This is a genomic window from Paratractidigestivibacter sp., from assembly GCF_052362415.1.
Lineage (GTDB): Bacteria > Actinomycetota > Coriobacteriia > Coriobacteriales > Atopobiaceae > Paratractidigestivibacter.
In genome coordinates, this window is the sequence record NZ_DAWEMK010000012.1 from 561 (window position 1) to 26,572 (window position 26,012).

The 26,012-nt window shown below is 64.8% G+C and carries 22 protein-coding genes and 1 pseudogene; 14 read left to right on the forward strand and 9 right to left on the reverse strand.

Annotated features, from left to right (window positions below):
• Together ACT84W_RS02320 and ACT84W_RS02325 are read left to right on the forward strand one after the other, a co-directional pair.
• A partial coding sequence (locus ACT84W_RS02320) for a NifB/NifX family molybdenum-iron cluster-binding protein (protein WP_444328069.1) occupies positions 1–701 on the forward strand: 701 nt, incomplete at its 5' end.
• A gap of 283 nt (positions 702–984) precedes the next feature.
• The gene (locus ACT84W_RS02325; RefSeq protein ID WP_444328070.1) at positions 985–4,482 is read left to right on the forward strand and encodes an FtsX-like permease family protein; all 3,498 of its coding nucleotides are present in this window, start codon (positions 985–987) and stop codon (positions 4,480–4,482) included.
• Here the strand turns inward: ACT84W_RS02325 and ACT84W_RS02330 are convergent.
• On the reverse strand, positions 4,448–5,122 hold the full coding sequence (locus ACT84W_RS02330; protein ID WP_444328071.1) for an SAM-dependent methyltransferase: 675 nt from the start codon (positions 5,120–5,122) through the stop codon (positions 4,448–4,450). The two genes, ACT84W_RS02325 and ACT84W_RS02330, sit on opposite strands and share 35 nt — an antisense overlap.
• A 259-nt stretch (positions 5,123–5,381) precedes the next feature.
• On the opposite strand from ACT84W_RS02330, the gene ACT84W_RS02335 reads away from it, so the two are divergent.
• The 3 genes from ACT84W_RS02335 to ACT84W_RS02345 all read left to right on the forward strand — a co-directional run bounded on the left by ACT84W_RS02335 (position 5,382) and on the right by ACT84W_RS02345 (position 6,842).
• Positions 5,382–5,657 (forward strand): type II toxin-antitoxin system prevent-host-death family antitoxin, encoded by a 276-nt coding sequence (locus ACT84W_RS02335; RefSeq protein ID WP_418826978.1) that lies wholly within the window; start codon positions 5,382–5,384, stop codon positions 5,655–5,657.
• Positions 5,632–5,955: a type II toxin-antitoxin system RelE/ParE family toxin gene (locus ACT84W_RS02340; RefSeq protein WP_444328072.1), complete on the forward strand. Its 324-nt coding sequence runs from the start codon at positions 5,632–5,634 to the stop codon at positions 5,953–5,955. The genes ACT84W_RS02335 and ACT84W_RS02340 overlap by 26 nt, the downstream gene beginning before the upstream one ends.
• A 131-nt stretch (positions 5,956–6,086) precedes the next feature.
• Positions 6,087–6,842: an EFR1 family ferrodoxin gene (locus ACT84W_RS02345; protein WP_444328073.1), complete on the forward strand. Its 756-nt coding sequence runs from the start codon at positions 6,087–6,089 to the stop codon at positions 6,840–6,842.
• A 27-nt stretch (positions 6,843–6,869) separates the two neighbouring features.
• On the opposite strand, the gene ACT84W_RS02350 is transcribed toward ACT84W_RS02345, so the two are convergent.
• The gene (locus ACT84W_RS02350) at positions 6,870–8,249 is read right to left on the reverse strand and encodes an MATE family efflux transporter (RefSeq protein WP_444328074.1); all 1,380 of its coding nucleotides are present in this window, start codon (positions 8,247–8,249) and stop codon (positions 6,870–6,872) included.
• Positions 8,250–8,560: 311 nt separating this feature from the next.
• Here ACT84W_RS02350 and ACT84W_RS02355 point away from each other — a divergent pair, with 311 nt between their 5' ends.
• From ACT84W_RS02355 to ACT84W_RS02390, 8 genes are all read left to right on the forward strand, one after another.
• A complete protein-coding gene (locus tag ACT84W_RS02355; RefSeq protein ID WP_444328075.1) occupies positions 8,561–9,922 on the forward strand; it encodes an ATP-binding protein in 1,362 nt (453 codons plus the stop codon).
• A 311-nt stretch (positions 9,923–10,233) separates the two neighbouring features.
• Complete coding sequence (locus tag ACT84W_RS02360; RefSeq protein ID WP_444328076.1) at positions 10,234–10,830, forward strand: ClpP family protease; 597 nt, start codon at positions 10,234–10,236, stop codon at positions 10,828–10,830.
• Positions 10,831–11,116: 286 nt separating this feature from the next.
• Positions 11,117–11,392, forward strand: a complete 276-nt coding sequence (locus tag ACT84W_RS02365) for an autorepressor SdpR family transcription factor (RefSeq protein WP_444328077.1) — start codon at positions 11,117–11,119, stop codon at positions 11,390–11,392.
• The gene (locus tag ACT84W_RS02370; RefSeq protein WP_444328078.1) at positions 11,389–12,114 is read left to right on the forward strand and encodes an SdpI family protein; all 726 of its coding nucleotides are present in this window, start codon (positions 11,389–11,391) and stop codon (positions 12,112–12,114) included. Before ACT84W_RS02365 ends, ACT84W_RS02370 begins: the two co-directional genes overlap by 4 nt.
• 99 nt (positions 12,115–12,213) lie before the next feature.
• Positions 12,214–14,568, forward strand: coding sequence for a ferrous iron transport protein B (gene feoB, locus ACT84W_RS02375; protein ID WP_444328079.1), 2,355 nt, complete (start codon positions 12,214–12,216; stop codon positions 14,566–14,568).
• A gap of 258 nt (positions 14,569–14,826) precedes the next feature.
• Positions 14,827–15,084, forward strand: coding sequence for a transporter substrate-binding domain-containing protein (locus tag ACT84W_RS02380; RefSeq protein WP_444328080.1), 258 nt, complete (start codon positions 14,827–14,829; stop codon positions 15,082–15,084).
• A gap of 12 nt (positions 15,085–15,096) precedes the next feature.
• Complete coding sequence (locus ACT84W_RS02385; RefSeq protein WP_444328081.1) at positions 15,097–15,564, forward strand: hypothetical protein; 468 nt, start codon at positions 15,097–15,099, stop codon at positions 15,562–15,564.
• 417 nt (positions 15,565–15,981) lie between these two features.
• The gene (locus tag ACT84W_RS02390) at positions 15,982–17,250 is read left to right on the forward strand and encodes an ATP-binding protein (protein ID WP_444328092.1); all 1,269 of its coding nucleotides are present in this window, start codon (positions 15,982–15,984) and stop codon (positions 17,248–17,250) included.
• A 37-nt stretch (positions 17,251–17,287) separates the two neighbouring features.
• Here the strand turns inward: ACT84W_RS02390 and ACT84W_RS02395 are convergent, their stop codons facing one another.
• The 7 genes and pseudogenes from ACT84W_RS02395 to ACT84W_RS02425 all read right to left on the reverse strand — a co-directional run bounded on the left by ACT84W_RS02395 (position 17,288) and on the right by ACT84W_RS02425 (position 24,007).
• On the reverse strand, positions 17,288–18,523 hold the full coding sequence (locus ACT84W_RS02395) for a hybrid sensor histidine kinase/response regulator (protein ID WP_444328093.1): 1,236 nt from the start codon (positions 18,521–18,523) through the stop codon (positions 17,288–17,290).
• Between the two features lie 32 nt (positions 18,524–18,555).
• The gene (locus ACT84W_RS02400) at positions 18,556–20,007 is read right to left on the reverse strand and encodes a hypothetical protein (protein ID WP_444328082.1); all 1,452 of its coding nucleotides are present in this window, start codon (positions 20,005–20,007) and stop codon (positions 18,556–18,558) included.
• 52 nt (positions 20,008–20,059) lie between these two features.
• Entirely contained in the window at positions 20,060–21,025 is a 966-nt protein-coding gene (locus ACT84W_RS02405; protein WP_444328094.1) for an ATP-binding protein, read from the reverse strand.
• Positions 21,017–21,193, reverse strand: a pseudogene (locus ACT84W_RS02410) (histidine kinase dimerization/phospho-acceptor domain-containing protein); the annotation flags it as partial. The pseudogene ACT84W_RS02410 and the gene ACT84W_RS02405, both read right to left, overlap by 9 nt.
• Before the next feature lie 45 nt (positions 21,194–21,238).
• Positions 21,239–21,835 (reverse strand): GAF domain-containing protein, encoded by a 597-nt coding sequence (locus tag ACT84W_RS02415; protein WP_444328083.1) that lies wholly within the window; start codon positions 21,833–21,835, stop codon positions 21,239–21,241.
• 133 nt (positions 21,836–21,968) lie between these two features.
• Positions 21,969–23,345, reverse strand: a complete 1,377-nt coding sequence (locus ACT84W_RS02420) for a GHKL domain-containing protein (protein ID WP_444328084.1) — start codon at positions 23,343–23,345, stop codon at positions 21,969–21,971.
• Positions 23,342–24,007 (reverse strand): LytR/AlgR family response regulator transcription factor, encoded by a 666-nt coding sequence (locus ACT84W_RS02425; RefSeq protein ID WP_444328095.1) that lies wholly within the window; start codon positions 24,005–24,007, stop codon positions 23,342–23,344. The genes ACT84W_RS02420 and ACT84W_RS02425 overlap by 4 nt, the downstream gene beginning before the upstream one ends.
• Between ACT84W_RS02425 and ACT84W_RS02430 the strand changes: the two genes are divergently transcribed.
• A partial coding sequence (locus tag ACT84W_RS02430; protein WP_444328085.1) for a glycoside hydrolase family 3 C-terminal domain-containing protein occupies positions 23,912–26,012 on the forward strand: 2,101 nt, incomplete at its 3' end. The genes ACT84W_RS02425 and ACT84W_RS02430 overlap by 96 nt on opposite strands.

Below are 26,012 nucleotides of genomic sequence, written 5' to 3' on the forward strand. Positions count from 1 at the left end.
GCCCGGCGAGCGGGCGCGACATCACGCTAGCGGTCGACGAGCTCGAGGCGCTGCGCCTCGTGGACCTCGAGCATCTGAGCCAGGCCGAAGCTGCCGAGCGCATGGGCGTCGCCCGCGCCACGGTGGCGGCCATCTGCGATCGCGCCCGCGCAAAGGTCGCCGACGCGCTGGTCAACGGCCGGTGCCTGGTCGTCTCCGGCGGCAACGTCGCCTATGCCTCCGCTCCGCAAGCCGACGCCGAGCCTTGGCCGGCAAAGAGGGAGAGCGCTATGAGAATCGCGGTCACGTACGACAACGGCAACGTCTTCCAGCACTTCGGTCGCACCGAGCAGTTCAAGATCTACGACGTCGAGGACGGCAAGGTCGTCTCTTCCCAGGTCGTGGGCTCCAACGGCGCGGGCCACGGCGCGCTTGCCGGCGTGCTTGCCGACGGCGGCGTCAACATCCTCATCTGCGGCGGCATCGGCGGCGGCGCCATCAACGCGCTCTCGCAGACCGGCATCGACATCTATGCGGGCGCCCAGGGCGACTGCGACGCCATCGTCGCCGCCTTCCTCGCCGGCGAGTTCGAGCAGGTCGAGAACGCCACCTGCGACTGCCACGGCGAGGGCCACGAGCACGGCTACGAGGGATGCGGCTGCGGCGGCCACGGCCACGGCGAGGGCCACTCCCACGAGGACGGCCACTGCTGCTGCCACTAAACGGCGCGGGCAGAGTCTATAAAGAAGCGCGGCCGGCGGGGTCATTTCCTGCCGGCTGCGCTGCGCTGCGGCCTTCGAGGCGCAGGCCGCCGGTCGAGACCAGCCGATAGTCCCGCGCGTCTTGCCGCCCGCCCTTCTTGGCGTCCCACGTGGTTTATACGGGCCTGAACGGGGATAAACTCACAGCATTGAACAAGTTTTGAGCAGGGCGATCGGAGCGAGGGAGAGGTCGGCGCGGACGCGTCGGCCATACACAATGAGAAGCGCCTTCTTTAAAGACACCGTGCGCTCCGTCACTCATTCGCTGGGGCGCTTCATAGCCATCGCGGTCATCGCCGCCCTGGGCACGGGCTTCTTTGCGGGACTGCGCATGACGGGGCAGGACATGCTCCTTGCGGGCGACGAGTACTACGACGGCACGAACCTCTGCGACGCGCGCGTGGTCTCGACGGTGGGCCTCGATCAGTCGCAGGTGGACCAGCTGCGCGCCGTCGCCGGCGTCGACGGCGTGATGCCCGCCTACGAGGCGGACGCCACCTCGGACGTGGCCGGCGAGCAGTGCACGCTGCGGTTCCACTCGCTCGACGTCGATGCCGCAAAGGCGTGCTCCTACGCCGAGGCAGCCGCTGTCTCCGGCGACGCCGACTACATCAACCGCCCCCTGCTCGTGAGCGGCTCTTGGCCCGAGGCGCCGGACGAGTGCCTGCTCTCGGCCGACCAGGTCTGGCCGGGCGAGGTGAAGTTGGGCGATAAGGTCCGGCTGCTCGAGGGCATGCAGGACCTGGACAAGACCTTCTCGGTGCGGGAGTTCACCGTCGTAGGCTTTGTGCACTCCTCGTACTACACCTGCTCAACGAATGCGGGGACGACTTCGCTCGGAAGCGGCAGGCTCACGAGCTATGTCTACGTCCCTGCTGACGCGTTTGCGCAGGATTATCCCTATACCGAGGCCTTTATAACCGTCGAGAGCGCCCGCGAGCTGCAGTGGGGGACCGACGCCTACCGGGCCAAGGTCGATGAGGTCGTCGACCGCATCGACGGCATGTCGGACGAGCTTGCGGCGGGCCGCGTCGACGACCTCCGATCCGAGGCGCAGGAAAAGCTTGACGAGAAGCGCGCCGAGTTCGAGCAAAAGAAGGCCGACGCGCAGGCGCAGCTCGACGACGCACAGGCAACCCTCGACGACTCCAAGGCCCAGCTCGATGCCGCCGCACGGAAGCTCGAGTCCTCTCGGGCGACCATCGCGTCGAGTGAGGCGGAGCTCACCGATGGCCAGGCGCAGTACGAATCCGGGGTCTCGGCGCTGGTACAGAAGCGCGCCGACGCGAGCGCGGCGTTCGACCAGGCGCAGAAGCAGATCGACGACGGCTGGGCGTCCTATGAGGATGCCGTGGGCACGCGCGCGGGCCTTGTGGAGAAGCGCGACGAGGCGAATGAGGGGTTAGGGCAACTCAATGACGGAATCGCGAAGGCCGAGGCAGGCATCGCCCAAGCTCAGGTGAACATCGACTCGCTTACCGCGACGATTGCGCAGCTTCAGGCCGAGCTCGATGCGCTCGACCCGGCGGCGGAGGGCTACGCGGAGCAGAAAGCCGCGCTCGAGGCGCAGAAGGCCACTTGCGAGCAAAAGCTCGCCGAGGCCCAGGCGGCCCTTCCCGCGCTCGAGGCGCAGAAGGCGGACCTCGAGGGAAAGAAGACCACGACAGAGGTCGGCATCCAGCAGCTCGACGACGGCATCGCCCAGATCGACGCGCAGGTCGCCGGCGTGCCCGAGCGGCTTGACGCGGCCGCCTCCGAGCTCGCCGCCCAGAAGGTTGCCGCCGAGCAGGGCTTTGCCGACGCCCAAGCAGAACTCGATGCCGCCGCGACGCGTCTCGATGCCGGCTGCCGACAGCTCGCCGATGGTAAGGCGCAGCTGGCTGCTGGCCAGTCCGAGTACGACGACGGCCTTGCACAGTGGAAGGCCGGCGCCGAGGAGCTCGCCGCCAAGCGCGCCGAGGCGCAAGGCGAGTTTGCCGATGCCGAGAGCCAGCTCACCGACGCGCAAGCGAAGGTGGACGACATAGCTGCCAGGGACGCGGCCGTCTACACCCTCGACCTCACCAAGAACATCGGCGCCGAGAGCTTCCGCTCCGACGCGGGCCGCATCGACAAGATCGCCCAGGTGTTCCCCTTGATCTTCTTCCTCGTGGCGGCGCTCGTCTCGCTCACCACCATGACGCGCATGGTCGACGAGGATCGCGTGCTCATCGGCACGTACAAGGCGCTCGGTTACTCGAAGGCCAAGATCTCGTCGAAGTACCTGCTGTACGCCGCCGTCGCGAGCGGCATCGGGTCGGCCATCGGCATCGTGGTCCTCTCGATCTTCTTGCCATGGTTCATCATGGGCGCGTACGCCATCATCTATCCACTGCCGTGCCGGCCCGTGCCCATCGACGTGGGCATCGCGCTTGCGTCGGCGGGGCTCGGCGTGGGCATAACGGTGGCTGCGACCTGGGCCGCAGTGTCCGCAACCCTGCGTGAGAAGCCCTCCGAGCTCATGCTTCCGCGCGCCCCGAAGGCCGGCAAGCGCATCCTGCTCGAGCGCGTGAAGCCGGTGTGGCGCCGGATGTCCTTCAGCTGGAAGGTCACAGCGCGCAACCTCTTCCGCTACAAGCGCCGCCTGTGCATGACCATCATCGGCATTGCCGGCTGCACAGCGCTGCTGCTCACGGGCTTGGGGCTTCAAAACGCTATCAACGACATCATCGACAAGCAGTTCGGCGAGCTCTACCACTACAACACGACCGTGCGCATGGACGCCGACGTCACCGACGCGCAGCGCGATGCTGTGGTGGACCGCGTGGCCGCCGACTCCCAGGGCGACCGCGCCTGGATTTTTGCCGACAACGCCGTCGCGCGCATCGCGGGGGCAACGGATGACGACGACGACCAGCGCGTCGAGATCGACGTTCCGCAGGACGAGAACGCCTTCGGCCGGCTCGTCACCATGCGCACGAGGCTGGGCCACGAGCCGCTCGCGCTTACCGACGACGGCGCGCTCATCACCGAGAAGCTTGCGACGCGCCTCGGTGTCAAAGCCGGCGACGTCATCGCGGTCTACGACGAGGACACCATCGGCAACGCTACGGGCGAGCCCCGCGAGGTGCGCATCGACGGCGTGATGGAGTACTACATCGGCCAGGTCGTCATCATGTCGCCGGAGGCCTACAAGAAGGTCTTCGGCCAAGAGCCCGCGCCCAACGCCCTGTACGCAGGCGTCTCCGAGGACGCCAAGGTGCGCTCTGCGCTCTCCGCCGACGTCTTGGGCATGGACGGCGCAAAGACGCTCATCTACAACGACGAGACCATCAACAGCTATCGCAACATGCTCAAGAGCGTCGACTCGGTCGTCGTCGTGCTCGTGGTCGCCGCCGCGCTTCTTGCCTTCGTGGTGCTCTACAACCTGACGAACATCAACATCGCCGAGCGCGTGCGCGAGATCGCGACCCTGAAGGTCCTCGGCTTCAAGCCGCACGAGGTCGATGCCTATATCTACCGCGAGACGCTGCTGCTCGCGCTCATCGGCGCGGTCGCGGGCCTGGTGCTCGGTGTCTATATGGAAGGCTTCGTCGTGGTCACGGCCGAGGTCGACCAGGTCATGTTCGGCCGCGAGATCCACCCCCAGAGCTTCTTGCTCGCCTTCGCGCTCACGATGGTCTTTGCCGTGGCGGTGACCGTCGCCATGCGCGGCAAGCTCCGCCGCATCAACATGGTCGAGAGCCTAAAGAGCGTCGATTAGCGGCTGCCGGCAAATAAGCGCCGGGGCGGGTGCGCAGCAACATCGACGCCCACCCGCCCCGGTGCCCAGGCTTTACGCCGGCGGTCTGCGCGATCATCGCATGCCACCAGTCGATGTCGTGCATGTACTCGAGTTGTTCGGGCGTCCAAGACGTGAGCAGGCATTCGGGCAGCTCGCTGTGACAGTCATGCACCATGCCGGGGATCGAGAGGTAAAGCTTGCCTTCGTCCGCTACGTACGGAAGGAGCTTCTTGCCGAGGTAGTCGGGGTCGCGACCGTAGTAGTTGTACGAGTCGATGCTCACCACGGCGTCGAAGAAGCCCGGCAAGAAGGGCAGGCCCTTGGCGGCATCGGCCTTCACCGGGTGGATACGGCTCGCGGGCACGCCCATCTGGTCGAAGAACGCGCGGTTCTCGTCGGGGTCGCTCCAGAGGTCGACGGCATAGACGTCGAGGCCGTACTCGCGCGCGAGCATGACGCTCGTGATGCAGCTTCCGCTGCCGAGGTCGCACACGCGGCTCCCGCACGGGAGGTCGGCGCCGTCGAGTAGCTCCTCGCAGAGCTTGAGCGGGTTGGGGCCCATGATCTTAGAACGGACAAGGCTGAGGTCAAAGCTGTTTGACTTGGGGAAATTAGACACAACTGTCCCTATTCGTTGTCGTTTGCAGGTTTGCGGTCGCCCCCTTGCGTGGTCGGGCGATCAAGAAAACCTAACGAACAAGGACCAAAAAGACATCCCCTTACAGAGTCGTGGCGGGCGTCTGCCCACCGATTGAGGCAATCATAGTCCTCGCGAGGGCGTTTGGTGAGTGACATTCGTCCTGACCTGGTGCGTCTTTCCGAGATGCTCTCAGAATTTGGATATAATTCTGAGAGAAAGTGACACGAAGGGAGGCGCTATGAATATACGACCCGTGTCCGACCTGAGGAATCATTACTCGGATGTCGAGAAGGACGTCGAGACCGAAGGCCCTGTGTTTCTTACCAAAAACGGCCGCGGCTCGATGGTCGTGATGAGCTTTGACCAGTATCGCCGCGTGAACGATACCGTGGAGCAGGCGCTCGATGCCGCTGATCGGCAGGCGGCGACGATGCCGTTGCGCTATTCGCACGAGGAGGTCTTTGGCTCGGTGAGGGAGATGCTTGCCCATGGCGCCGAAGCCCAAGCGCTATAAGCTTCGCTACCTGCCGCTGTTTTGGGAGGACCTGAGCCAGGCGGCAAGCTACATCGCATTTGACCTGAAGAATCCCGCGGCAGCTGAGCGTCTGGTCGACTCCGTCGAAGTCGGTATTCTCGACCACCTGAAGAATCCAACGATGGCGCCTGTCTATCACACAACTCGAAATCGGCCGTTGCCGTATTACTGGTTTGCTGTTGGTAATTACAGAGTGTTCTACGTTGTGATTGAAAATACAGTGGAAGTGCGCCGCTTTCTCTATCGCGCGCGAGATATCGAATCATTGATTCATTGATGCTCAGGCCAGAATGGGGGAATTGGACATTCTTCTTTACGAGCGGGCGCCTTCTGCGGGCGCCCGCCCTTATTTCCGACACAGCCATGGGCGATAATGGCGGCCTTACGAACTGAGGATTGGACCATCGCATGATTCTGTACTTCAGCGGAGAGGGGAATAGCCGTCACGTCGCTGAGCGCATTGCCGAGCGCGTGGGCGACACCGCTGTGTCTATCGAGAAGTACAAGGGCGAGGCGGCGCCCCGCATCGTCATCGACGAAGGCGATTACCTGGGCTTTATTGCCCCGACGTACTGCTGGGGACTGCCGGCTCCTGCTGCCGACTTCCTCGAGCGTGCCTCGTTTTACGTGGTGGAGGGGGCCTACGTCTTTACCGCCACGACGTTTGGCACGACTGCCGGCCAGACCACGCGCCTTGTCGCCGACCTGCTGCGAAAGCAGGGCGTCCAGACGACGGCCCAGTTTAGTGTCCAGATGCCGGACACCTGGACGCCCCTGTTCGACCTCTCCGACAAGCAGAAGGTCGCGAAGATCAACGCTGCCGCGGAGGTCCAGATCGACGAATGCGCCGACATGGTGAGCAAGCGCGTTGCCGGCAACCACGTTCGTCGCGAGATTCCGATGCTCGCTTCAAAAATCTACTACCGCCTCGGCGTCCCGGCATGCCAGGACACGAGCAAGTTCACCGTCGACGTGGACGCCTGCGTGGGCTGCGGGCTGTGCGCGAGGCGATGCCCTGTCGACGCCATCCAGATGCACGGCGGCCTGCCCACCTGGTCTAAGGCCCAGTGCGCCGCCTGTCTGCGCTGTCTGCACAGCTGCCCCAAGTTCGCCATTCAGCGCGGCCCCAAGACCCGCTCTCACGGGCAGTACCTGCACCCGTAGCCGGCCTTCGGCGTCGCGCGACGGTGGCTAGGCCGCGACGGCGACGGCGGTGCTGTCGGCGTCCTTCTTGCCAAAGGTCTTCGCGGGATGGATGGCCAAGGCGGACGAGACGATCAAGATCGCGGTCACGCAGAGGCTGATGGGGTAGACGAGCATGATCGTCTGGAAGTCGTGGTGTACGGGGAACACGCCGAACACCCACCAGAAGCGGATGCCGCAGATGCCGAGCGCGGTTAGAATCGCCGGCGCGAGCGAGATGCCGAAGCCGCGCAGGTAGCCTGAGAAGTTCTCGTAGCACATCGAGAAGATATAGGCAGGGAAGATCGAGCACACGCGGATGTAGCCGATGCTCACCACGTTGGGGTCGCTGTTGAAGACCGCGAGGATCGACTTCCCAAAGAAGACCACGCTCGCCACCGTGGCGATGGCGACCACCAGGTCCTCGGCCAGGCAGACTTTGAGCACCTGCTTGCAGCGGGGGATGTCGCGCGCGCCGAAGGCCTGGCCGACGAAGGTGGTGCAAGCCTGGCTGAAGGAGTTCAGCAGGTTATAGAACACGTACTCGAGGCTCATGGCTGCGCTCGAGGCGGCCATGACCTCGGTGCCGAGCGAGTTGATGCCTGCCTGGATGATGGTGTTTGCCAAGGCGAAGACCGCGGATTGAAGGCCCGCCGGAAGGCCGATTTTGACGATGCGCGCGAGGACGGCGCCGTCGACGCGCAGCTTGCGAGGGTCGAGGCGCACGGGCGAGTCGGTCGTGGTGAGCCTATAGAAGAGCGTGGCCGCGCTAAGGGTGTAGGCGATCGCGGAGGCTGCGGCCAGGCCGGCGACGCCCCAGTGGAGCACGGAAACAAACACGAGGTCGAGCCCGACGTTCACCACGGTGGACATCATAAGTGCCTGCAGCGGCATGCGCGTGATGCCGACGCTTCTGAAGATGGCCGCCTCGAAGTTGTACAGCAGGATCGACGGCATGCCGAGCAGGTACACGCGCAGGAAGAGCGCGGCCGTCGGCAGGGTCTCGACGGGGACGGAGAGCGCGGCCAGCAGGGCCTCGGCGTGGACCTCGCCGATAATCACTACGGCGAAGCCGATGAGCGACATGAGGACCGAGGTGTGGACGGCGCGGGTCACGGTTTGCTGGTCGTCCCTGCCGATGGCGTTGGCGATGACCACATTGGTGCCGAGCGAGATGCCGATGAACAGATTGAGTATTAGGCTCATGATCGGCGTGTTCGCGCCGACCGCGGCCATGCCGAGGGTGCCTTCCGGGCCAGGGACCTGGCCGATGACGACCGTGGCGATGAGGCTCGAGAGCTGCTCGAGGATGTTGGTGGCGGCCACGGGGAACGCAAAGAGCGGGATGGCTTTCCATAGGTTCCCGGTGAGCATGCCCTTGTCTTCCATGGGGTGAGTCCTTAGGGGTTTGAGCAGGAGTTTTATGCCAAGTACACGACATCCTACACCCTATTCAGGCGGCTGAACCGAAAGCTATAACCCCTTCAGATACGGTGCCGTGCTCGCAATGTTACCTGCCTATATGTTCTTGTTTGATGCGCGCTGCATGTATTGCTGAATTCGGAGTCTCCATCGGATTTCTTAGGTGAAAAAGCGCATTTTGTAAGAATATGCGGCTAGAAAAAACAACATTCCGTAGGAATTTGGCTAATATAAATCCAGCATTTTGTCACTCTGGCAAGAAGACGGCGAGGTATTCAATGCTAAGGCGCAAGGTAACAAAAGTACTTGAAGCATGGGCGGGGTCGTCCAGAACCAAGGCGCTTCTTGTCACGGGCGCGCGACAGATTGGCAAAAGCTACTCGATTCGCGAGCTCGGAAAAACGAAGTTCGGTACCTATATCGAGCTCAACCTCTACGAGAACAAGCGGGCGAGAAGTGCGCTTCTTGCCGCGAAGACCGCTTCCGAATTCGTGAGTCGCGTTTCGATTTTATCGGGCACCCCCATAGTTGAGCGCGACACGCTTGTATTCATAGATGAGATTCAGGAAGCTCCGGACCTAATGACCATGGTCAAGTTTCTCGTAGATGACGGAAGATGCGCGTGGGCATTCTCTGGATCAATGCTCGGCACCGAATTTAAGGGCATTCGCTCTTACCCTGTTGGGTCTGTTCATGAGGTCACTATGCGGCCTTTGGACTGGGAAGAGTTCTGCTGGGCCGTGGGAACGTCAGACGACGCTCTGCGAGCAGTCTCCGATTGCTGCGAGCGAGAGGAGACCGTCCCGACCTATATTCACGACGCACTTCTTTCCAACTTCAGAACCTATCTGGTTGTGGGCGGTATGCCTGAGGCAGTCTTACGTTTAATTGAATCGCGGGGAGACCTTGCAAGCGTTCGCATGGTACAGGCGGACCTAAATAAGCAATACAAACGAGATATTTCGAAATACGCCGGGCCGAGGACTCTGCAGGTCCAGAGCATCTTCGATCAGTTGCCGGTACAGTTGGAGGGGGACTCTCAGCGGTTCGTGATCAATTCAATTGACCCTTCCGCGAGGTTCGAGAAGTATCAGCGTGATTTCGTGTGGTTGCAGAATGCGGGGGTGGCGCTGAAGACAGAGCTTGTCGACGAGCCGAAATCGCCGCTGCGAAAGACGGCGAATGCAGGTAAGTTTAAGCTTTATCAGTCAGATACCGGCATGCTTATGGAGCGTTACCCAAGGGAAATCGCTCAGGCGGCGTATCTTGATGATAAAGATCCGAACCTCGGCGGCATCTACGAGAACGCGGTTGCGCAGGAACTGACTGCGCAAGGTCACGAGCTCTTTTATTACCAGACGAAAAAGCGAGGCGAGGTGGACTTTGTTGTGGACGGTCCCAAGGGAAAAGCCGTTGCTGTCGAGGTCAAGTCTGGCAGGTATTATCATGCCCACGCGGCGCTCGATCGCTTGCTGACGACTCCAGAATACGGGGTTGATCTTGGTATCGTTTTGTCGAGGGGGAACGTTGAGAGGGCGGGCAAGGTGCTCTATTTACCTCTCTATGCGATGTTTGTCTTACCCCTCTACCTTTGCGGAGGGCACGACGATGGGTTCAGAGTCGAGATCGCGAATATCTAAGTGGTGAAAGATGCGGCGCCTCCCCTTTCTTGGAGATCGAGAATCGGGAGGTTTTTCATGCTTGCTCGCGTTCTGGCCGGATGCTAGAGTGTGAAACACCCGAGGGTCCCAAGACCCGACTCCTGGCACAAAGGGCGTTTGCGCCCTTAGGAGATGCCGGCGGCGTTTGTGCCTGCTGCCGGATTCCATCCAAGTACAACCTCATAGCAAGAGCTCTGGCGCATGCGGCTGCCATTCTTGGCTGCTGTTCCTGCGCGTCAGCTGACGCCGCGCCTGAGGTTGTTGCGTCTTTCCCTCGGAAGGAGCTCAATATGGGCGAGCACACCATCATCTATCAACCTCAAATCATCCGCGAGACGGCCGAGGGCCTTAATCGCCTCGACATCAGAGACGAGATGCTTGGCCGGCGCGAGCTCGAACTCATGACGCCCGTGGACGCCGAGTCGTGCGCCACCGTTATCCGCGGTCTGCTTTACCTGCAGCATCAGGACCCGGAAGCACCCGTGACGCTCTACATCAACAGCCCGGGCGGAGAGGTCCAAAACGGCCTTGCGCTCTATGACGTCATGCGCGCCGTGAGCTGCACCATCCGTACCGTCTGCCTGGGCGTGGCGGCGAGCATGGCGGCGCTTCTGTTCATCGCCGCCGACGAGCGCGAGGTCCTGCCGCACAGCCGCATCATGATCCACGACCCGCTCATCAGCGGCGGTGTCGGTGGCAGCGCCCTGTCCGTTAAGGCCCGCGCCGACGACCTCATGCGCATCCGCGACATCACGGCCAGCGTTATCGCGCGCCATAGCGGCATGTCGCTCGAGCGCGTCTTCGAGCTCACGGCATCCGATACCTACTTTGAGGCGAAGGAAGCCGCGGAGGCAGGCCTTGCGGACCGCATCATCACGAGGCTCTAGCGCCGCACGCTCTGTATCGCCACCGTCTACCGGCGCGAACGCATCGCGCAGAAAGCGAGAAACCCATGATTGAGAATGAGGCGACTCCCCGCGCCGCCTATGCGGGCGAGCTTCTCCTTACTTGCGTCTATGCCGTTCGGGTCTCATCGGGCCTCGGGCCCCTTTCGTGGTGCTGACGGGGAATCGTCTACCTTTGTACCCATACCGAGAAATTAGATAGTTAGACAATCGTCTAAATAACGAGTAGGATAGCCGTGCACTGCAAAACACGACCGAAGGAGGGTCTATGCCGGGGGAGGGCTTCAAGGCGCTCGCCGACCCGACGCGGCGGCGCATCCTCGAGCTTTTGCGCGACGGCGACCTCACGGCGGGCGAGCTCGCCGAGCACTTCGACATAAGCAAGCCGTCGCTCAGCCACCACCTCGCCACGCTCAAGTCGGCGGGCCTCGTGAGCGATGAGCGCCGCGGCCAGAACATCGTCTACAGCCTGAACACCACCGTTATGCAGGACCTCATCGGGTGGTTTCTTGGCTTCTCGCAAAGTACGGAGGAACACAAATGATCAATGGCAAGAAGGGCGACGGCATCATGCCCGCCGCCGATACGAGCAAGAACTCCGGCATCCCTGCGCGCGTGTGGGCTGCGCTCATCGCCGTGTGCGTGGCCAACGTCGCCGGGCACCTTGCTGTGTTGCCAAGCCTGCCCGCGCAGATCCCCGTCCACTGGGGCGCCGACGGAACGGTCAACGGTTGGGGCCCGAGCTGGACGGTCGCGGCGCTGGGTTTTCTGCCCCTGGTGCTGCTCGCGACGCTCTGGCTGGTTCCGCGCATCGACCCCAAGGGCGCGGCGTATGCCAAGTCCGGCAGGTTCTACCTGGGGTTCGTCATCGCGTTCACGGTGTTCATGTGCGGGATGACCTGGCTTTCCGAGTTGACGGTCTGGGGCGTCGTGCCGCAGACGGGCGCCGTGGGCATCATTGTGACGACGGCTATCGGGGTCCTGTTCATCGGCATGGGCAACTACCTGCCGCGCGTTCGCCAGAACTACACCATGGGCGTCAAGACCCCGTGGGCGCTCGCCGACCCCGAGAACTGGCGGCGTACGCAGCGCTTCGGCGGCAAGTGCTTCGTCGTCATGGGGGTGGGCTTCATCGCCTTCGGCTTTACGGCGTCTGCGCTGCCCGATGGGGCCGCCGCCGCAGGCATCGCGGCGATCGCCCTTATTCCCATGGCGGCGATGTATCTCTACTCGTATCTGATTTGGCGCAAGGCGGGCGGGCGCTAGGCCATAAATGCGCATAAATCACGAAAACGAAGTGACCTTCTTTGCATAGGATTGAACGGCTCATCGGGGTATCATGCTTTTTCGAAAGGGGAAATCAGCATGAGACTCGATGAGCTTGAGATCGGCAAGGACGCGATCATCGCGTCGGTTGAATCGGACGACGCGGCGCTGCGCCAGCACATTCTGGATATGGGGCTTACGCCCGGTACCGAGGTCACCATGATGAAGCTCGCCCCCATGGGCGACCCCATGGAGATCCGGCTGCGAGGCTATGAGCTCACGCTGCGGCGCGCGGACGCGAGCCGCATCGAGCTCGCGGGCATCCACAATACCGATGCGGTCCCGCGCGACGCCCCGCGCGCCTCCGAGACCGCGCACCCAGCGCTCGGCGAGGGCTACCACCCGCGCCGCTCGCCCAAGGCCATCCCCGAGGGCAGCCCCATCGCGTTTGCCCTCGCGGGCAACCAGAACTGCGGAAAGACGACCCTCTTCAATCGCCTGACCGGGTCGAACCAGCATGTGGGCAACTTCCCGGGCGTCACCGTCGACCGCAAGGACGGTCAGATCCGCAACCATCCCGAGGCCACCGTCACCGACCTGCCCGGCATCTACTCGCTCAGCCCCTACACGGGCGAGGAGGTCGTGAGCCGCCAGTTCATCCTCGACTCGCGCCCCGACGCGATCATCGACATCATCGACGCGACCAACATCGAGCGCAATCTCTACCTGACCCTGCAGCTCATGGAGCTCGATCGGCCCATGGTCATCGCGCTCAACATGATGGACGAGGTCACGGCCAACGGCGGCACCATCGACGTCAACCTGCTCGAGAGCCTGCTCGGCGTGGCCGTGGTGCCCATCTCGGCGGCGAAGAACGAGGGCATCGACGAGCTCGTCGAGCACGCCATGCACGTCGCACGGTACGGCGAGAAGCCCGGGCGCATCGATTTCTGCCCGGGAGACGCCGACTCCGGCGACCATGGCGCGCTACACCGCTGCATCCACGGCATCGCGCACTTGGTGGAGGACCACGCGGCAGCCGCTCAGGTGCCGCTGCGCTTCGCCGCGACGAAGCTCGTCGAGGGCGACGAGCTCGTCATCAAGGCCCTCGGCCTCGACAAGAACGAGCTCGACGGCATCGAGCACATCATCCGCCAGATGGAGGAGGAGTCCGGCAGCGACCGCATGTCGGCGCTGGCCGATATGCGCTTCAGCTTCATCGAGCAGGTCTGCGCCGCGTGCGTGGTCAAGCCGCACGAGAGCGCGGAGCACAAGCGATCCGTCGCCATCGACCGCGTGCTCACGGGCAAGTGGACGGCCATCCCGATGTTCCTGCTGATCATGGGCCTCGTGTTCTGGCTCACGTTCGGCGTGGTGGGCGCGGCGCTCCAGGGCCTGCTTGAGCAGCTGGTCGCCGTGGTGATCGCAGCCGCGGACGCGGGGCTGGCCGCCTTCGGCACGAACCCGGTCGTGCGCTCGCTCGTGGTCGACGGCGTGCTCACGGGCGTGGGCAGCGTGGTCTCGTTCCTGCCCATCATCGTGGTTTTGTTTCTTTTGCTGTCCATCCTGGAGGACTCGGGCTACATGGCCCGCGTCGCCTTCGTCATGGATAAGTTCCTGCGCCGGTTCGGGCTTTCCGGTCGCAGCTTCGTCCCGATGCTGATCGGCTTCGGCTGCAGCGTGCCGGCCGTGATGTCCACGCGCACGCTGCCGTCCGACCACGACCGCAGGATGACGGTCATGCTCACGCCGTTCATGAGCTGCTCGGCGAAGCTGCCGGTGTACGGGCTTCTGTGCGCTGCCTTCTTCCCGCAGGCGACGGTGCCGGCCATGGTCTCGCTCTACGTGCTCGGCATCCTCGTGGGCATGGTCGTCGCGGTGATCCTCAACCACACGGCGTTCAAGGGCGAGCCCGTGCCCTTCATCATGGAGCTGCCGAACTACCGCATGCCGAGCGCAAAGACGACCCTCCAGCTCGCGTGGGACAAGGCCAAGGGCTTCATCACGAAGGCGTTCACGATCATCTTTGCCGCGTCGGTGGTTATCTGGTTCCTGCAGACCTTCGACGTGCGCTTCAATGTGGTGACCGACCAGTCGCAGAGCATGCTCGCGGGGCTCGGCGGCCTCATCGCGCCGGTGTTCGCGCCACTCGGCTTCGGTGATTGGCGCGCGGCGACCGCGCTCGTGTGCGGCCTCATGGCCAAGGAGAGCGTGATCTCGACGCTGACGGTGCTGCTCGGCTCGACCTCGGTGGCGGCGCTGTCCGGGCTCTTCGCGCCGGCGACGGCGTACGTCTTCCTGGTGTTCACGCTGCTGTACCCGCCGTGCGTGGCCGCCATCGGCACGGTTCGCTCCGAGCTCGGCGGGCGCTACGCCGCCGCGGTCTTCGTGCTGCAGATCGCCGTTGCGTGGGTCGTCGCGTTCCTCGTTCACGCGTTGATCGTTTTGCTGTAGCCGCCGCTCCGCGACGGGCGTCGCCGACGCTGGTAGAATGGACGCACTGCTGTTATCTGCGTCGGAGGCATCCTTAGGCCAACATACACTCGCGTTGCGCGTCGTGCTCGCCGCGGCGCTCGCATTCTCGGCCGCCATCGTGCCTGCGCCGGTCACGGCGACCGCCGCCGAGCAGCAGCAGACGAGGACCATCCGCGTGGGCTACCTTCTTGACAACCAGGGGTTCGAGTTCGGTAGCCCGGACACCTACATGTCCGGGTGGGCTACGAGTATCTCCAAGACCTCAGCTACCACGCGAAGGGCTGGAAGTACGAGTACGTCACGGGCACGTTCTCCGAGCTCATGGCTATGCACGAGGCGGGCCAGATCGACCTCATGACGAACATCTCGTACACGCCCGAGCGCGCCGAGAAGCTCCTGTACTCCACGAACCCCTCCGGCAAGGAGCGCTACTACATCTACGTGAAGTCCGACCGCGACGACCTCACCGCCGGCGACCCGCAGTCCCTCCAGTGAAAGACGATCGGCGTGAACCCCGGCGTCCAGCAGACCGAGTCGGGAAAGAAGTGGCTCGCCGACGAGGGCATCGACGTCAACTTCAAGGAATACGCGACCGGAAACGACATCTTCAAGGCGCTCACCGACGACGAGGTCGACGCCATCATCATGAACGACACGCTCTCGTCCGGCGACGCCCTGCCCGTCTATTACGTGGGCGAGAGCGACTATTACTTCACCGTGCCGAAGAGCCGCCCGGACATCATGGCCGAGGTCAATTCCGCCATGGCCCAGATCCAGGCGTCCAACCCGCGCTACAACGACGAGGTCAAGACCCGCTATTCCGTAAGCAACGGCGGCAGCTCGTCTTTGACCAAGGCCGAGCGTGCCTGGCTCGACGCGCGCGGAAACACCGTGACCTTCGGCTACCTGGAGAACACCCGCCGTACTCCCAGACCGGCGAGAAGGGCGACCTCGAGGGCGCGCTCTCGGCGCTGACCGACGACCTCAAGGGCGCGCTCGGCAGCGTGGCGGTCCGCCCGAACTCGACGGTCTCGGCGGACCTCCTGAAGGCCCGCTTTCCCGGCGCGGACGTGACCGAGTACGGCGACACCACGTCGTGCTTCGCTGCGCTCGCCGATGGCCGCGCACGCTCCGTGGTCATCCCGGTGACGACGCTCGACGCGGCCCACGAGCAGAACGACCTCAGCGGGTACAAGACCTCCGAGCTACCGGGCACGGTGAGTCTCGCGGTGTGGATGCGCCAGGACGACCCGATGTTGCTGACCATCGTGAACAAGGGCATCGCTAACGCCAAAGAGAACCTCATCGCGGGCACCTATACCAACGACTCCTACGGCGAGAAGGAATCCTCGCTCGTCAAGTTCGTGCGATTCCACCAGACGGGGCTTATCACTGGCGCCGCGGTGGTGCTCCTGGCCACGGTGTCCGTCCTCGCCTGGGCGCTGCGCCGCGCGCAAGGCCCAGGCCGAGGCGCAGGCTGCCAATGCCGCCAAGTCGGCGTTTCTCGCCCGCATGAGCCACGACATCCGCACGCCGCTGAACGGCATCATCGGGCTTTTGGGCATCAACGACGCGCACAAGGACGACGCCGAGCTCGTGGCGCAGAACCGCGCGAAGGCCCATGTGGCGGCGGACCACCTGCTCAGCCTGATCAACGATGTGCTCGACATGAGCAAGATAGAGGACCGCAAGGTCGTGCTGGAGCACAGGTCGTTCGACCTCCCCAAGCTTCTGGGTGAGGTGCTCGTGGTCGGCAGGCTGCGCGCCTCCGAACTCGGTGTCGAGGTCGTGGAGGAGGGGCGCGAGAACATTCGGTGCCCGCACGTGCTCGGCAGCCCCGAGCACGTGCGCCGCGTGATGCTCAACCTCGTGGACAACGCCGTCAAGTACAACCGCCCGGGCGGGGAGGTCCGCTGCTCCGCGCAGACCCTCGCCGTCGAGGGCGAGAAGGTCCGCTACCGCTTCACGGTGAGCGACACGGGCATCGGCATGAGCGAGGAGTTCCTCAAGCACATCTTTGAGCCGTTCACGCAGGCCAACGACGACGCGCGCAGCAGCTACCAGGGCACAGGCATGGGGATGCCCATCGTCAAGGGCCTGGTGGAGCAGATGGGCGGGACGATCGAGGTCCACAGCAAGCTGGGGGAGGGTTCCGTCTTTGTGGTCGAGCTGCCCTTCGATGTGGACCGCGGGCCGGAGGCGCACGGGGCGACCGAGACCGGCGGGGCCGCGGGCGGCGCGGCCGTTGCGGTCGGCTCGGATGCGCACGCGATCGACGGCATGAGGGTGCTCCTGGTAGAGGACAACGACCTCAACCACGAGATCGCACAGACGCTGCTCGAGGACGAGGGCGTGGCCGTCACCTGTGCCGCGGACGGCCAGGAGGCGGTCGACGTGTTCAAGAGCCGGCCCGCCGGCAGCTTCGACGCGATCCTGATGGACATCATGATGCCGGTGATGGACGGCTACGAGGCCACGCGCGGGATCCGGCTCTCTGCGAAGGCGGACGCCGGGTCGGTGCCGATCTTCGCCATGACGGCCAACGCCTTCGCCGAGGACGCCCAGCGCGCCCGCGAGGCCGGCATGAACGGCCACCTGGCCAAGCCCATCGACATGGCCGCCGTCAAGCGCGCCCTCTCCCGCGTCCGCCCCCACGCCTGACCAACACCTGCAGCCAATGACTGTCACCCAGTGTTGGTTAGCGGGCGGCGGCGACGCAGGAGGCGATCGTCGAGAGCATGACGTCGACGTTGATGGGCTTGACGATGTGCGCGTTCATGCCGGCGCCGAGGGCGCGCTGCGTATCTTCCGCGAAGGCGTTGACCGTCATGGCGAGGATGGGCACGCAGGCGGCGTCGGGCCGGTCGAGCCGGCGGATGCGCCGCGTCGCCTCGTAGCCGTCCATCACCGGCATCATGATGTCCATGAGCACGGCGTCGTACTCGTCCAGGCCGCTCGCGCTGAACGCGGCCACGGCCTCGCTGCCGTTCGCCGCGCACGTGACCTCGGCCCCGTGCTCCTCCAGGATGACCTGCGCGATCTCGCGGTTGAGCTCGTTGTCCTCCACAAGAAGCACGCGCAGCCCCTCGACGGAGCCGGCCTCGCCCGCCGCCGGCGCGGGCTCCACGAGCGAGGCGTCCGCGACCTCGAAGGGCACCGTCACCGTGAAGGTGCTCCCCACGCCGACCTCGCTCGCCACCTCGAGCGTGCCGCTCATCTGCTCGATGAGCGACTTGGCGATCGACATGCCGAGCCCCGTGCCGTGGTAGACGCTTCGCGCGTCGGTCTTCTCTTGGCTGAACGGCTCGAAGATGTGCTCGACGAACTCGCGCGACATCCCGATGCCGGTGTCCTCGATGACCCAGCGGTAGGCGACACGGCCTTCTTGCCCGGCGGGGACCTCGGAGATCCGCACCTCGACCGAGCCGTTGGGCTTGTTGTACTTGAGGCAGTTGCCGATGATGTTCATGAACACGCGGCGGAGGTGCAGCGGGCTCGCGTACACGTAGGGCTCGCGGAACGGCCCCTCGCCGATGTTCGAGCGGTAGCGGATGCCGAGCTCCTTGGCCCGCATGCTCATAAGGACCCCGACCGCGCCCGCGACCTCGTTCAGGTCGACGGGCTCGTGCGCGAGAGCGACCGACCCGTCCTCGATCTTGCTCATGTCGAGCACGTCGTTGATCAGGCTGAGCAGGTGCTCGGCGGAGACCTTGGCCTTCTGGCGGCTCTGGGCGAGGAACTCGACGTCGTCGGCATGGTTCTCGTCGATCTGCAGAAGCCCGATGATGCCGTTCGGCGGCGTGCGGATGTCGTGCGAGATGCTCGCGAGGAAGGTTGACTTCGCCTCGTTGGCGCGCCGCGCCTCCTCGAGCGCCGCGTGCAGCTGGTTGTGGTGCTCGATCTCGGCGGCGACCATGTCGTCGATGTTGAGCATGCCGAGCACGACGAGTCCGGTGTCCTCGTTTTTTATGAAGCGGAACTGTAGTGGTGCGCGACCCCGTCCAGGAGCACCTGGAAGTTCCCGAAGTACTCGTCGTCGTGCTCGAGTCCGCGCAGGACGTTGTCCAGCGAGAAGGCCTCGCGCACGAACTCGCGGCTCTCGGGGTGGACGATGCCCCTGGCGTACTCGACGACGAAGCGGGCGTAGGGGTGGAAACCCTCGCCCTTCTCGGTATAGACGCCGTCCTCGTTCTTGATGACGGCGACGCTGCGCTCGCGGGTGTTCACGAGGAACACGTTGCGGTAGTTGCTGCCGAGCGCCTGGACGATGCTCATCTGCGTGTCGAGGGCCTTGACCTCGCTCGTCGCGTCGCGCCCGTAGAGCACGGCCTCGAGGTGGCCGGTGCATGGGTTCGCGATGAGGCGCGCGGTGTACTCGGAGATTCTCGCCACGCCGTCGTCGTAGACGCAGCGAGACTTGCGCCGCACCTCGACCTCGCCGGCGCTGTACGCCGCGATGAGCGATGCGCGCCCGAACGCCTTCGTGTAGCTGCGGCGGTCGTCCTCGTCGACGATGGTGCTCGCGCACGCGGCCACGAGCTCATCGATGCCGGGCAAGTCGGCGAAGGCTTGGACCGTCGCGGAGGTGCCGCCGATCTCGAGGATCTGGTTCGCGGTGAGGTCCAGGTGGAAGAAGCCAGCCGCGTCGGAGATCTTGGAAAGAAGCGCGTGCAGCTGGCTCTCGTAGATCTTCGAGGTGTTGATGTCGTCGTCCTCGCAGATGGCGGCGACGAGGATGTCCTTGAAGTTGCGCGCCGCGCCGTTGCGCGCGACGATCAGGCGGTAGTAGTGCAGGCGGTCGGTGATCACGCGGCAGTGGGTGACGTAGCGCTCCTCGAGGGCGAGCCGCAGCTTGGCGGATTCCAAATCGAGCGCCTCGGCGACGCGCTCGCGGTCGTCGGGGTGGACGAGCTCTTCGAGGAAGCGGTCGACGAGCTCGATGCCGTCGATGTCCTGCCCCGCCTCGCCGCCCGCCTTGAGCAGCGGCGCCTCGCGGTAGACCGAGGTCTTTCCGGTCTGGACGTCGACCCCGTAGATGGCCAGGTACTCGGTGGCGAGCACGTTGATGGCGCCGAGGAGCCGCAGCGCGTTTTCGCCGGTGGGGATGACGCTCGAGAGCTCGGCGCCCGTGCCCACGGTGGAAAAGACGAGCGCGTGCCCGTGCTCGCCGTTCTCGCGGATGGTCTGGACGGCGTCGACCGTCTCGTAGATGTGGCGAATGGGGTCGAGGTAGGTCTGCGGCCCGACGACGTGGTTGAGCACGGGGCAGACCGCGCACGGCTCGTCGAGGCCCATGAGGGCCTTGTGGCACTTCTCTCCCATTGCGATCTGCGGGTAGAGTTCCTTCGCGACGTCGTTGTAGCCGACGATCACGTAGTCGTCGCTGATGCTGTAGTAACCGGATGTGTGGGTCGTCATGCTGCGTCCTAGCGTGTTTCGGTGTCGGTCCTCGAATGTTGATTCGTCAATTTTAGCGAGAAGCGCGCGCCCGGGCGATGGCGTCGACGAGCGCGGCCTCGGTGAGCGGCTTGGTCAGGTACTCGTCCATGCCCGCCTCGAGGCTCGCGCGCACGTCGTCGGTGAAGGCGTTGGCCGTCATGGCGAGGATGGGCACGCTCTGGGCGTCGGGGCGGTCGAGCGCGCGGATGGCCCGCGCCGCCTCCAGGCCGTCCATGACCGGCATCATGATGTCCAGCAGCACGACGTCGAAGTGCCCCGGCTTGCTCACGGCGAATGCCCCGACGGCGTCTTGCCCGTTGACGACGCTCTCTACCTGGGCGCCGTTCTGCTCGAGCATGAACTCGGCGATCTCGCGGTTGAGGTCGTTGTCCTCGGCAAGGAGCGCGTGCGCGCCGGCGATGCCCGCGGGATCGGCGGGCTCTCCGGCCTCGCCCGCGTCCTCGCGCGCCCCGTGGTCCACGAGCAGCGGCAGCTCGACGGTGACGGTCGTGCCTTTCTGCGGCTCGCTCTGGATGTCGATGCTGCCGCCCATGCGCTCGACCAGCATCTTTGTGATGGAGAGCCCGAGTTCCGTCCCCGCATACGAGGATCGGGCGCCGTCCTTCTCTTGGGCGAACGGCTCGAAGGCGTGCGAGAGGAACTCCTCGCTCATGCCCGCGCCGTCGTCCTCGCAGGTGAAGCGGTAGCGGGCGACTCCTCCCTCGCAGCCGAGCTCGGTGAGGCGCGCGCGGACGTGGCCGCCCGCCCCGGTGAACTTGATCGCGTTCGAGAGGATGTTCGTGAAGACCTGCTTGACGTGGGCAGGGCTGCCGACGACGCGCACGTGGTCGACCTTAGGGCCCATCGAGTCGGCGAGGAAGTCGACGCCGCCCTCGATGGCCTGGATCTCGGCGACCACGCAGCACTGGTGCGCAAGCTCGTGGACGTCGAAGCGCTCCTCGGAGAGCTCGATGTTGCCGCTCTCGAGCTTGCTCATGTCGAGGATGTTGTTGATGATCGAGAGCAGGTAGCCGGACGCCTCCCAGATCTTATGCCGACACTCGGCGAGCTTGGCGGTGTCATTGGGGAAGTGGTTGGCGATCTCGACCATGCCGCGGATGCCGTTGATGGGCGTGCGGATGTCGTGGCTCATGCGGCGCAGGAACTCCGACTTGGCGGCGTTTGCGCGCTCCGCCTCGAGCTTGGCCTCCTACAGGCGGCGGTGCTCGGCCTCGAGCTCCCTGCGTGCGCGCAGATTGGCGCGGAGGTTGCCCATGTGGCCGCCGAGCGCCTTGAGGACGCCCTCGGGCGGCAGGGGCGCCGCGACGAGGTCTGGGTCGCCGATGCTCACGAAGCCGCCGAGCACGTCGCCGGCAAAGATGGGGAACGCGATGAACGAGCGCGTCCCACGGGAAGTGAAGAAGGCGTATTCCTCGGGCATGGAGTCGCGGACGTCCTCGACGTCGTCGATGCGGAACGCCTCGTGGCGGCGGATGGTGGCCATGACGTGCGGAATCTTCTCGACGGGGAGCTTCTGGACCGTCTGCTTCAGCGGCTGGACGCCCTCGCGCACCCACTCGAAGCTGTTGCTTAGGAACCCGGGCATGGTTTTGCGCAGGTCAAAGATGCACACGCGCTCGGCCATCGTGAAGTCGCCGACCGACTCGATGAGGGAGGGGACGAGCCCGGCGAGCTCCACCTCGTCCGAAGTCTTGTCGAGCCGGTCGATCTGCGCGAGCATCTGGTCCACGCTCTCGAGAGTCCGTTGGAGCGCGGCCTGGTAGGCGGGGTCGTCGCGCAGCTGCATGGTGATCACCCATTCGTGTAGGGCGTTACGGTTAAAGCTCCATGCTAGTCGGGGGAGGCACGGCGTGGCCCGGGCATTCCGCCGCTGGCCGCATATTCTCGGTGCGCTGCCGCAGGGTCGGCGCCGGGTCGGGCTACGGCAGCGGTATGAGGATGTCCAGCCGGAAAGCGCCGCCGTCCGCCGTCGCGGCGAAGCTCCCGCCGTAGCGCTCGGCGATCTGGCGCATCGAGCGCGTCCCGAAGCCGTGGTTCGCCTCGTCTGGCTTGGTCGTCAGCGGCATGCCGTCCGCGCCGAAGCGCCGCTGGCCGTCGTAGAAGTTCTCGACATGGATGCTCGCGCAGCCCATGGCGCGCCGGACGACGAGCGTGACCGTGCGGCGAGCGGGGTCTGCGAGCTCGCTGGCGGCCTCGATGGCGTTGTCGAGCGCGTTGCCGAAGAGCGCATAGAGGTCCGTCGGCGCCATGTGGCCGAGCGCCTCCCCGTCCGCGGTGCACGTGAGCGTGATCCCGCGTGCCTCGCAGACCAGGCGCTTCTCGGTGAGGATGGTGTCGAGCGCGTCGTTGCCCGTCTTTACGCTGGAGTCGTAGATACGCACCTCGCGCGCGAGGTCGTCGAGCACAGCGCCGTCCACGACCGCCCCGCTCTCGGCGAGTGCGCGGATTTGGTGGCGCAGGTCGTGGCACTTGATGTTGATCGCCTCGATGTTCTCCTGCGACATGCGTAGCTGGCGGTCGTGCTCGGCCAGAAGCCTCTCGGCAACCTCACGGTCGTGCTCGAGCCGCTGGCGGAACAACATCTGGTACTCGACCCAAAGCGTCGCCACGCAGGCGAGCCCGTGCAGAAGACGCAGCAGCACGACGAAGCCGAGCGCGAGCCCCGCGCCGTCCATCGCCTTGATCATCACGTCGAAACCGATGATGACCAGGCTCACCACCGGCATCATGGCGACCATCGAGCGGCTTTCGACTTGCGCCAGGCCCTCGTGGTCGACCCGCTTGGCGAGCAGGTGGTAGGCGCCAAAAAACGTGGCAGCGATGCAAAGCCCGTAAGAAAGCGCGTAGATCCAAGGCTCGCTCGGGTCCACCCCGGCGTTTCGGAGCACGCTCGCCACGAGCTCCATCGACCCCGACGCGAGGTTCTGAACGGTATAGCCCGACGTCGCGCAGAACAACGCCGTCCAGACGGTCGTCTCGCATACGGCGAGCACCCCGACGATGTATATGCCAAGAAGGACCGAGTACAGGGCGAAGGCGATCACGTAGCTCGCGGCGGGGTCTACTGCGTTGCCGACCGCGCCCGCCACGGCCCCGGCGACGCCGAAGAGGATGATGCTCGCGAGCACGAGGGCGCCGCCGCGCCAGAAAAGGCCCGCTCTCTTTGTCAGGCCGTGGGAGAAAAGCCCGATCGCGGCGGCGACGGTCAAACACGAGATAACGAGCGACATGACGCCGACGAGCGGCGAGAAACCGGCTATTTGCGTGCCTATCCAGCCGGTGAGCTCGCCCATCATGCGCCTACACCCGCAAAGCGTGCGAGCGCCTTTGTGGCCTCCGCCTTGCGTGAGTGCGAGATCGCGAGCTCCGACCCGTCGCTCATCGTGACGGACCCCGAGCGCAGACGCACGACGTGGGCCATGTTCACGATGTGGCTCGCCGCGATCCGGCAGAAGCTCTGGGTCCCGAGCTCCTCCTCCGCGGCCTTGAGCGACCCGCGCTGTCGGATCGGCTCGGCCTCGCCCTCGATGTGCCAGTACAGGTCGTGCTTGAGGATCTCGACGTAGACGATGTCGGCCAGGCGGACGATCCGCAGGCCGTCGGCGGTGGGGAGGCTCAAGGTGGCGCCGGCGTTTCTTTGCAGCACGCGCAGGGCGCGTCCCATGCGCAAGGCGAAGTCCTCGTAGCGTACCGGTTTGAGCATGAAGTCGAGCGCGTCGACCGAGTAGCCGCGCACGGCGTATTGGGCGAGGTCGGTCACAAAGACGATGGGCGTCGCCTCGTCAGCCTGCCGGATGATCTGCGCCGCCTCCATACCGTTGATGCCGGGCAGGCCGATGTCAAGGAAATAGATGTCGCACTGATGGTCGCTGTCGAGAAGCTCGAGCGCGGAGCTCAGAACCTCGACCTGGAAGCGGACGCCCTTCTCGGCGCCGAAGCGCGCGAGGTGGGCGCGCAGGGCGTCGGCCGCCGCCGGGTCGTCCTCGAGTATGAGTCCAAGAACGTAACCTTCTACCAGGGCCTCGAGAACGCCGGCATTCAGGCGAACCCCGAGCTCAAGGATTTCTACGACAAGAACGCCAAGTCGGTGCAGAAGACCTCCACGGGCATGGTGGGCACCGACTGGAACCTCTACGAGCTGCCGCAGTCCGATTACGACCAGTCGCTGATCGACAACGCCAAGTCCTACTCCGACACGGCCGTCGTGGTGCTTACCCGCAAGGGCGGCGAGGGCTATGACCTGCCCATCGACATGGCCGACTACGAGGGCTCCGAGGCCGGGCGCAGCTATCTGCAGCTGACCCCCAACGAGGAGGCGCTCCTCGACATGGCGGAGAAGAACTTCAGCCGCGTCGTCGTGGTGCTCAACAGCCCGAACCCGATGGAGCTCGGCCGCATGAACGACGACGCCGTCGGCGCCGTGCTTTGGGTCGGCACCCCCGGCGCCACCGGCTGCAACGCCATCGCCGAGGTCCTCACCGGTGAGGTCAACCCCTCCGGCAAGACCGTGGATACCTTTGCCTACGACCTCACGAGCGCCCCGAGCTACTACAACGCCGGCGACTTCTCGTACTCCAACACCGAGGCGGGCAACGCGGCTATCTTTGCCGGCACCGGCGACGCCGCCGTTGGCAACCTGCCCAACTACTACGTCAACTACACCGAGGGCATCTACGTCGGCTACCGCTACTACGAGACCGCTGCTGCCGACGGCTTCATCGACTACGACTCCACGGTGCAGTACCCGTTCGGCTACGGCCTGAGCTACACCACGTTCGACCAGAAGCTCGACGACGTGACCGACGACGGCACGACCATCACGGCCACCGTGACCGTGACCAACACCGGCTCCGTCGCCGGCAAGCAGGTCGCCGAGATCTACGCCGCCGCACCCTACACCAAGGGCGGCATCGAGAAGAGCTCCGTGGCCCTGGCCGGCTTCGGCAAGACCAAGCTCCTGGAGCCCGGTGAGTCCCAGACGCTCGAGATCAGCTTCGACCGCGAGGACCTCGCGAGCTACGACTACACGGGCGTCAAGGCCGAGGGCGGCGCCTATGTGCTGGAGGCCGGCGACTACGGTATCCAGCTTCAGACCGACTCCCACAACGTTGTGGCCAAGAAGACCATTCACGTGGATGAGGACGTCATCTACGACGACGCGCACGACGGCAAGCGCGCAAGCGACCTGGTCGAGGCCAAGAACCGCTTCGACGCCGCCGGCTCCGACGCCGACCTCACCTACGTGAGCCGCGCCGACTGGGCGGGCACCATGCCGACCGAGCGCACCCCGGTGAGCACCGAGGCCTCCGACAAGATCCTCGACGACTTCAACAACAAGGAACCGCTCGACAACTCCGAGACCGAGGACGTGACCTTCGGCGCCAAGAACGGCCTCAAGCTTTCCGACATGAAGGGCCTCGATTACGATGACCCGCAGTGGGATAAGCTCCTTGACCAGGTGACCCTCGACGAGATGAAGATCCTCGTGGGCAACGCCGGCTGGATGACCACGGGCGTGAAGAGCGTCGAGAAGCCCGCCCTCGTGGAGTGCGACGGCCCCAACGGCGTCAACAACATCATCGGCCAGGTCAACGGCACGCAGCTCGTGGGCCAGAGCAACCTTGGCTACACCTGGAACACCGAGCTCGCGGCGCGCGTGGGCGAGCTGTTCGCCCAGGAGGCGAAGGCTCTTAACATCGCCGGTCTCTACGCCCCTGCGGCAAACACGCACCGCACTGCGTTCGGCGGCCGCAACTATGAGTACGTTTCTGAGGACGGTCTCCTTACCGGCAAGATCGTTGCTGCCGAGGCCAAGGCAATCCAGGGTCAGGGCGTCTACTGCTACCTCAAGCACTTCGCCGTGAACGACCAGGAGACCCACCGCGCCGACTCCGGCGGCCTCGTGACCTGGCTGAACGAGCAGAGCCTCCGCGAGATCTACCTGCGCCCCTTCGAGATCTGCG

Excerpts from the sequence above, each read along its gene's own strand:
- ACT84W_RS02335 (WP_418826978.1), top strand. The coding sequence starts at position 5,382 with ATGAATATACGACCCGTGTCCGACCTGAGGAATCATTACTCGGATGTC.
- ACT84W_RS02340 (WP_444328072.1), top strand. The coding sequence starts at position 5,632 with ATGGCGCCGAAGCCCAAGCGCTATAAGCTTCGCTACCTGCCGCTGTTT.
- ACT84W_RS02345 (WP_444328073.1), top strand. The coding sequence starts at position 6,087 with ATGATTCTGTACTTCAGCGGAGAGGGGAATAGCCGTCACGTCGCTGAG.
- ACT84W_RS02350 (WP_444328074.1), bottom strand. The coding sequence starts at position 8,249 with ATGGAAGACAAGGGCATGCTCACCGGGAACCTATGGAAAGCCATCCCG.
- ACT84W_RS02355 (WP_444328075.1), top strand. The coding sequence starts at position 8,561 with ATGCTAAGGCGCAAGGTAACAAAAGTACTTGAAGCATGGGCGGGGTCG.
- ACT84W_RS02360 (WP_444328076.1), top strand. The coding sequence starts at position 10,234 with ATGGGCGAGCACACCATCATCTATCAACCTCAAATCATCCGCGAGACG.
- ACT84W_RS02365 (WP_444328077.1), top strand. The coding sequence starts at position 11,117 with ATGCCGGGGGAGGGCTTCAAGGCGCTCGCCGACCCGACGCGGCGGCGC.
- ACT84W_RS02370 (WP_444328078.1), top strand. The coding sequence starts at position 11,389 with ATGATCAATGGCAAGAAGGGCGACGGCATCATGCCCGCCGCCGATACG.
- feoB (WP_444328079.1), top strand. The coding sequence starts at position 12,214 with ATGAGACTCGATGAGCTTGAGATCGGCAAGGACGCGATCATCGCGTCG.
- ACT84W_RS02395 (WP_444328093.1), bottom strand. The coding sequence starts at position 18,523 with ATGCTCAACATCGACGACATGGTCGCCGCCGAGATCGAGCACCACAAC.
- ACT84W_RS02400 (WP_444328082.1), bottom strand. The coding sequence starts at position 20,007 with ATGACGACCCACACATCCGGTTACTACAGCATCAGCGACGACTACGTG.
- ACT84W_RS02405 (WP_444328094.1), bottom strand. The coding sequence starts at position 21,025 with ATGAGCAAGCTCGAGAGCGGCAACATCGAGCTCTCCGAGGAGCGCTTC.
- ACT84W_RS02415 (WP_444328083.1), bottom strand. The coding sequence starts at position 21,835 with ATGCAGCTGCGCGACGACCCCGCCTACCAGGCCGCGCTCCAACGGACT.
- ACT84W_RS02420 (WP_444328084.1), bottom strand. The coding sequence starts at position 23,345 with ATGATGGGCGAGCTCACCGGCTGGATAGGCACGCAAATAGCCGGTTTC.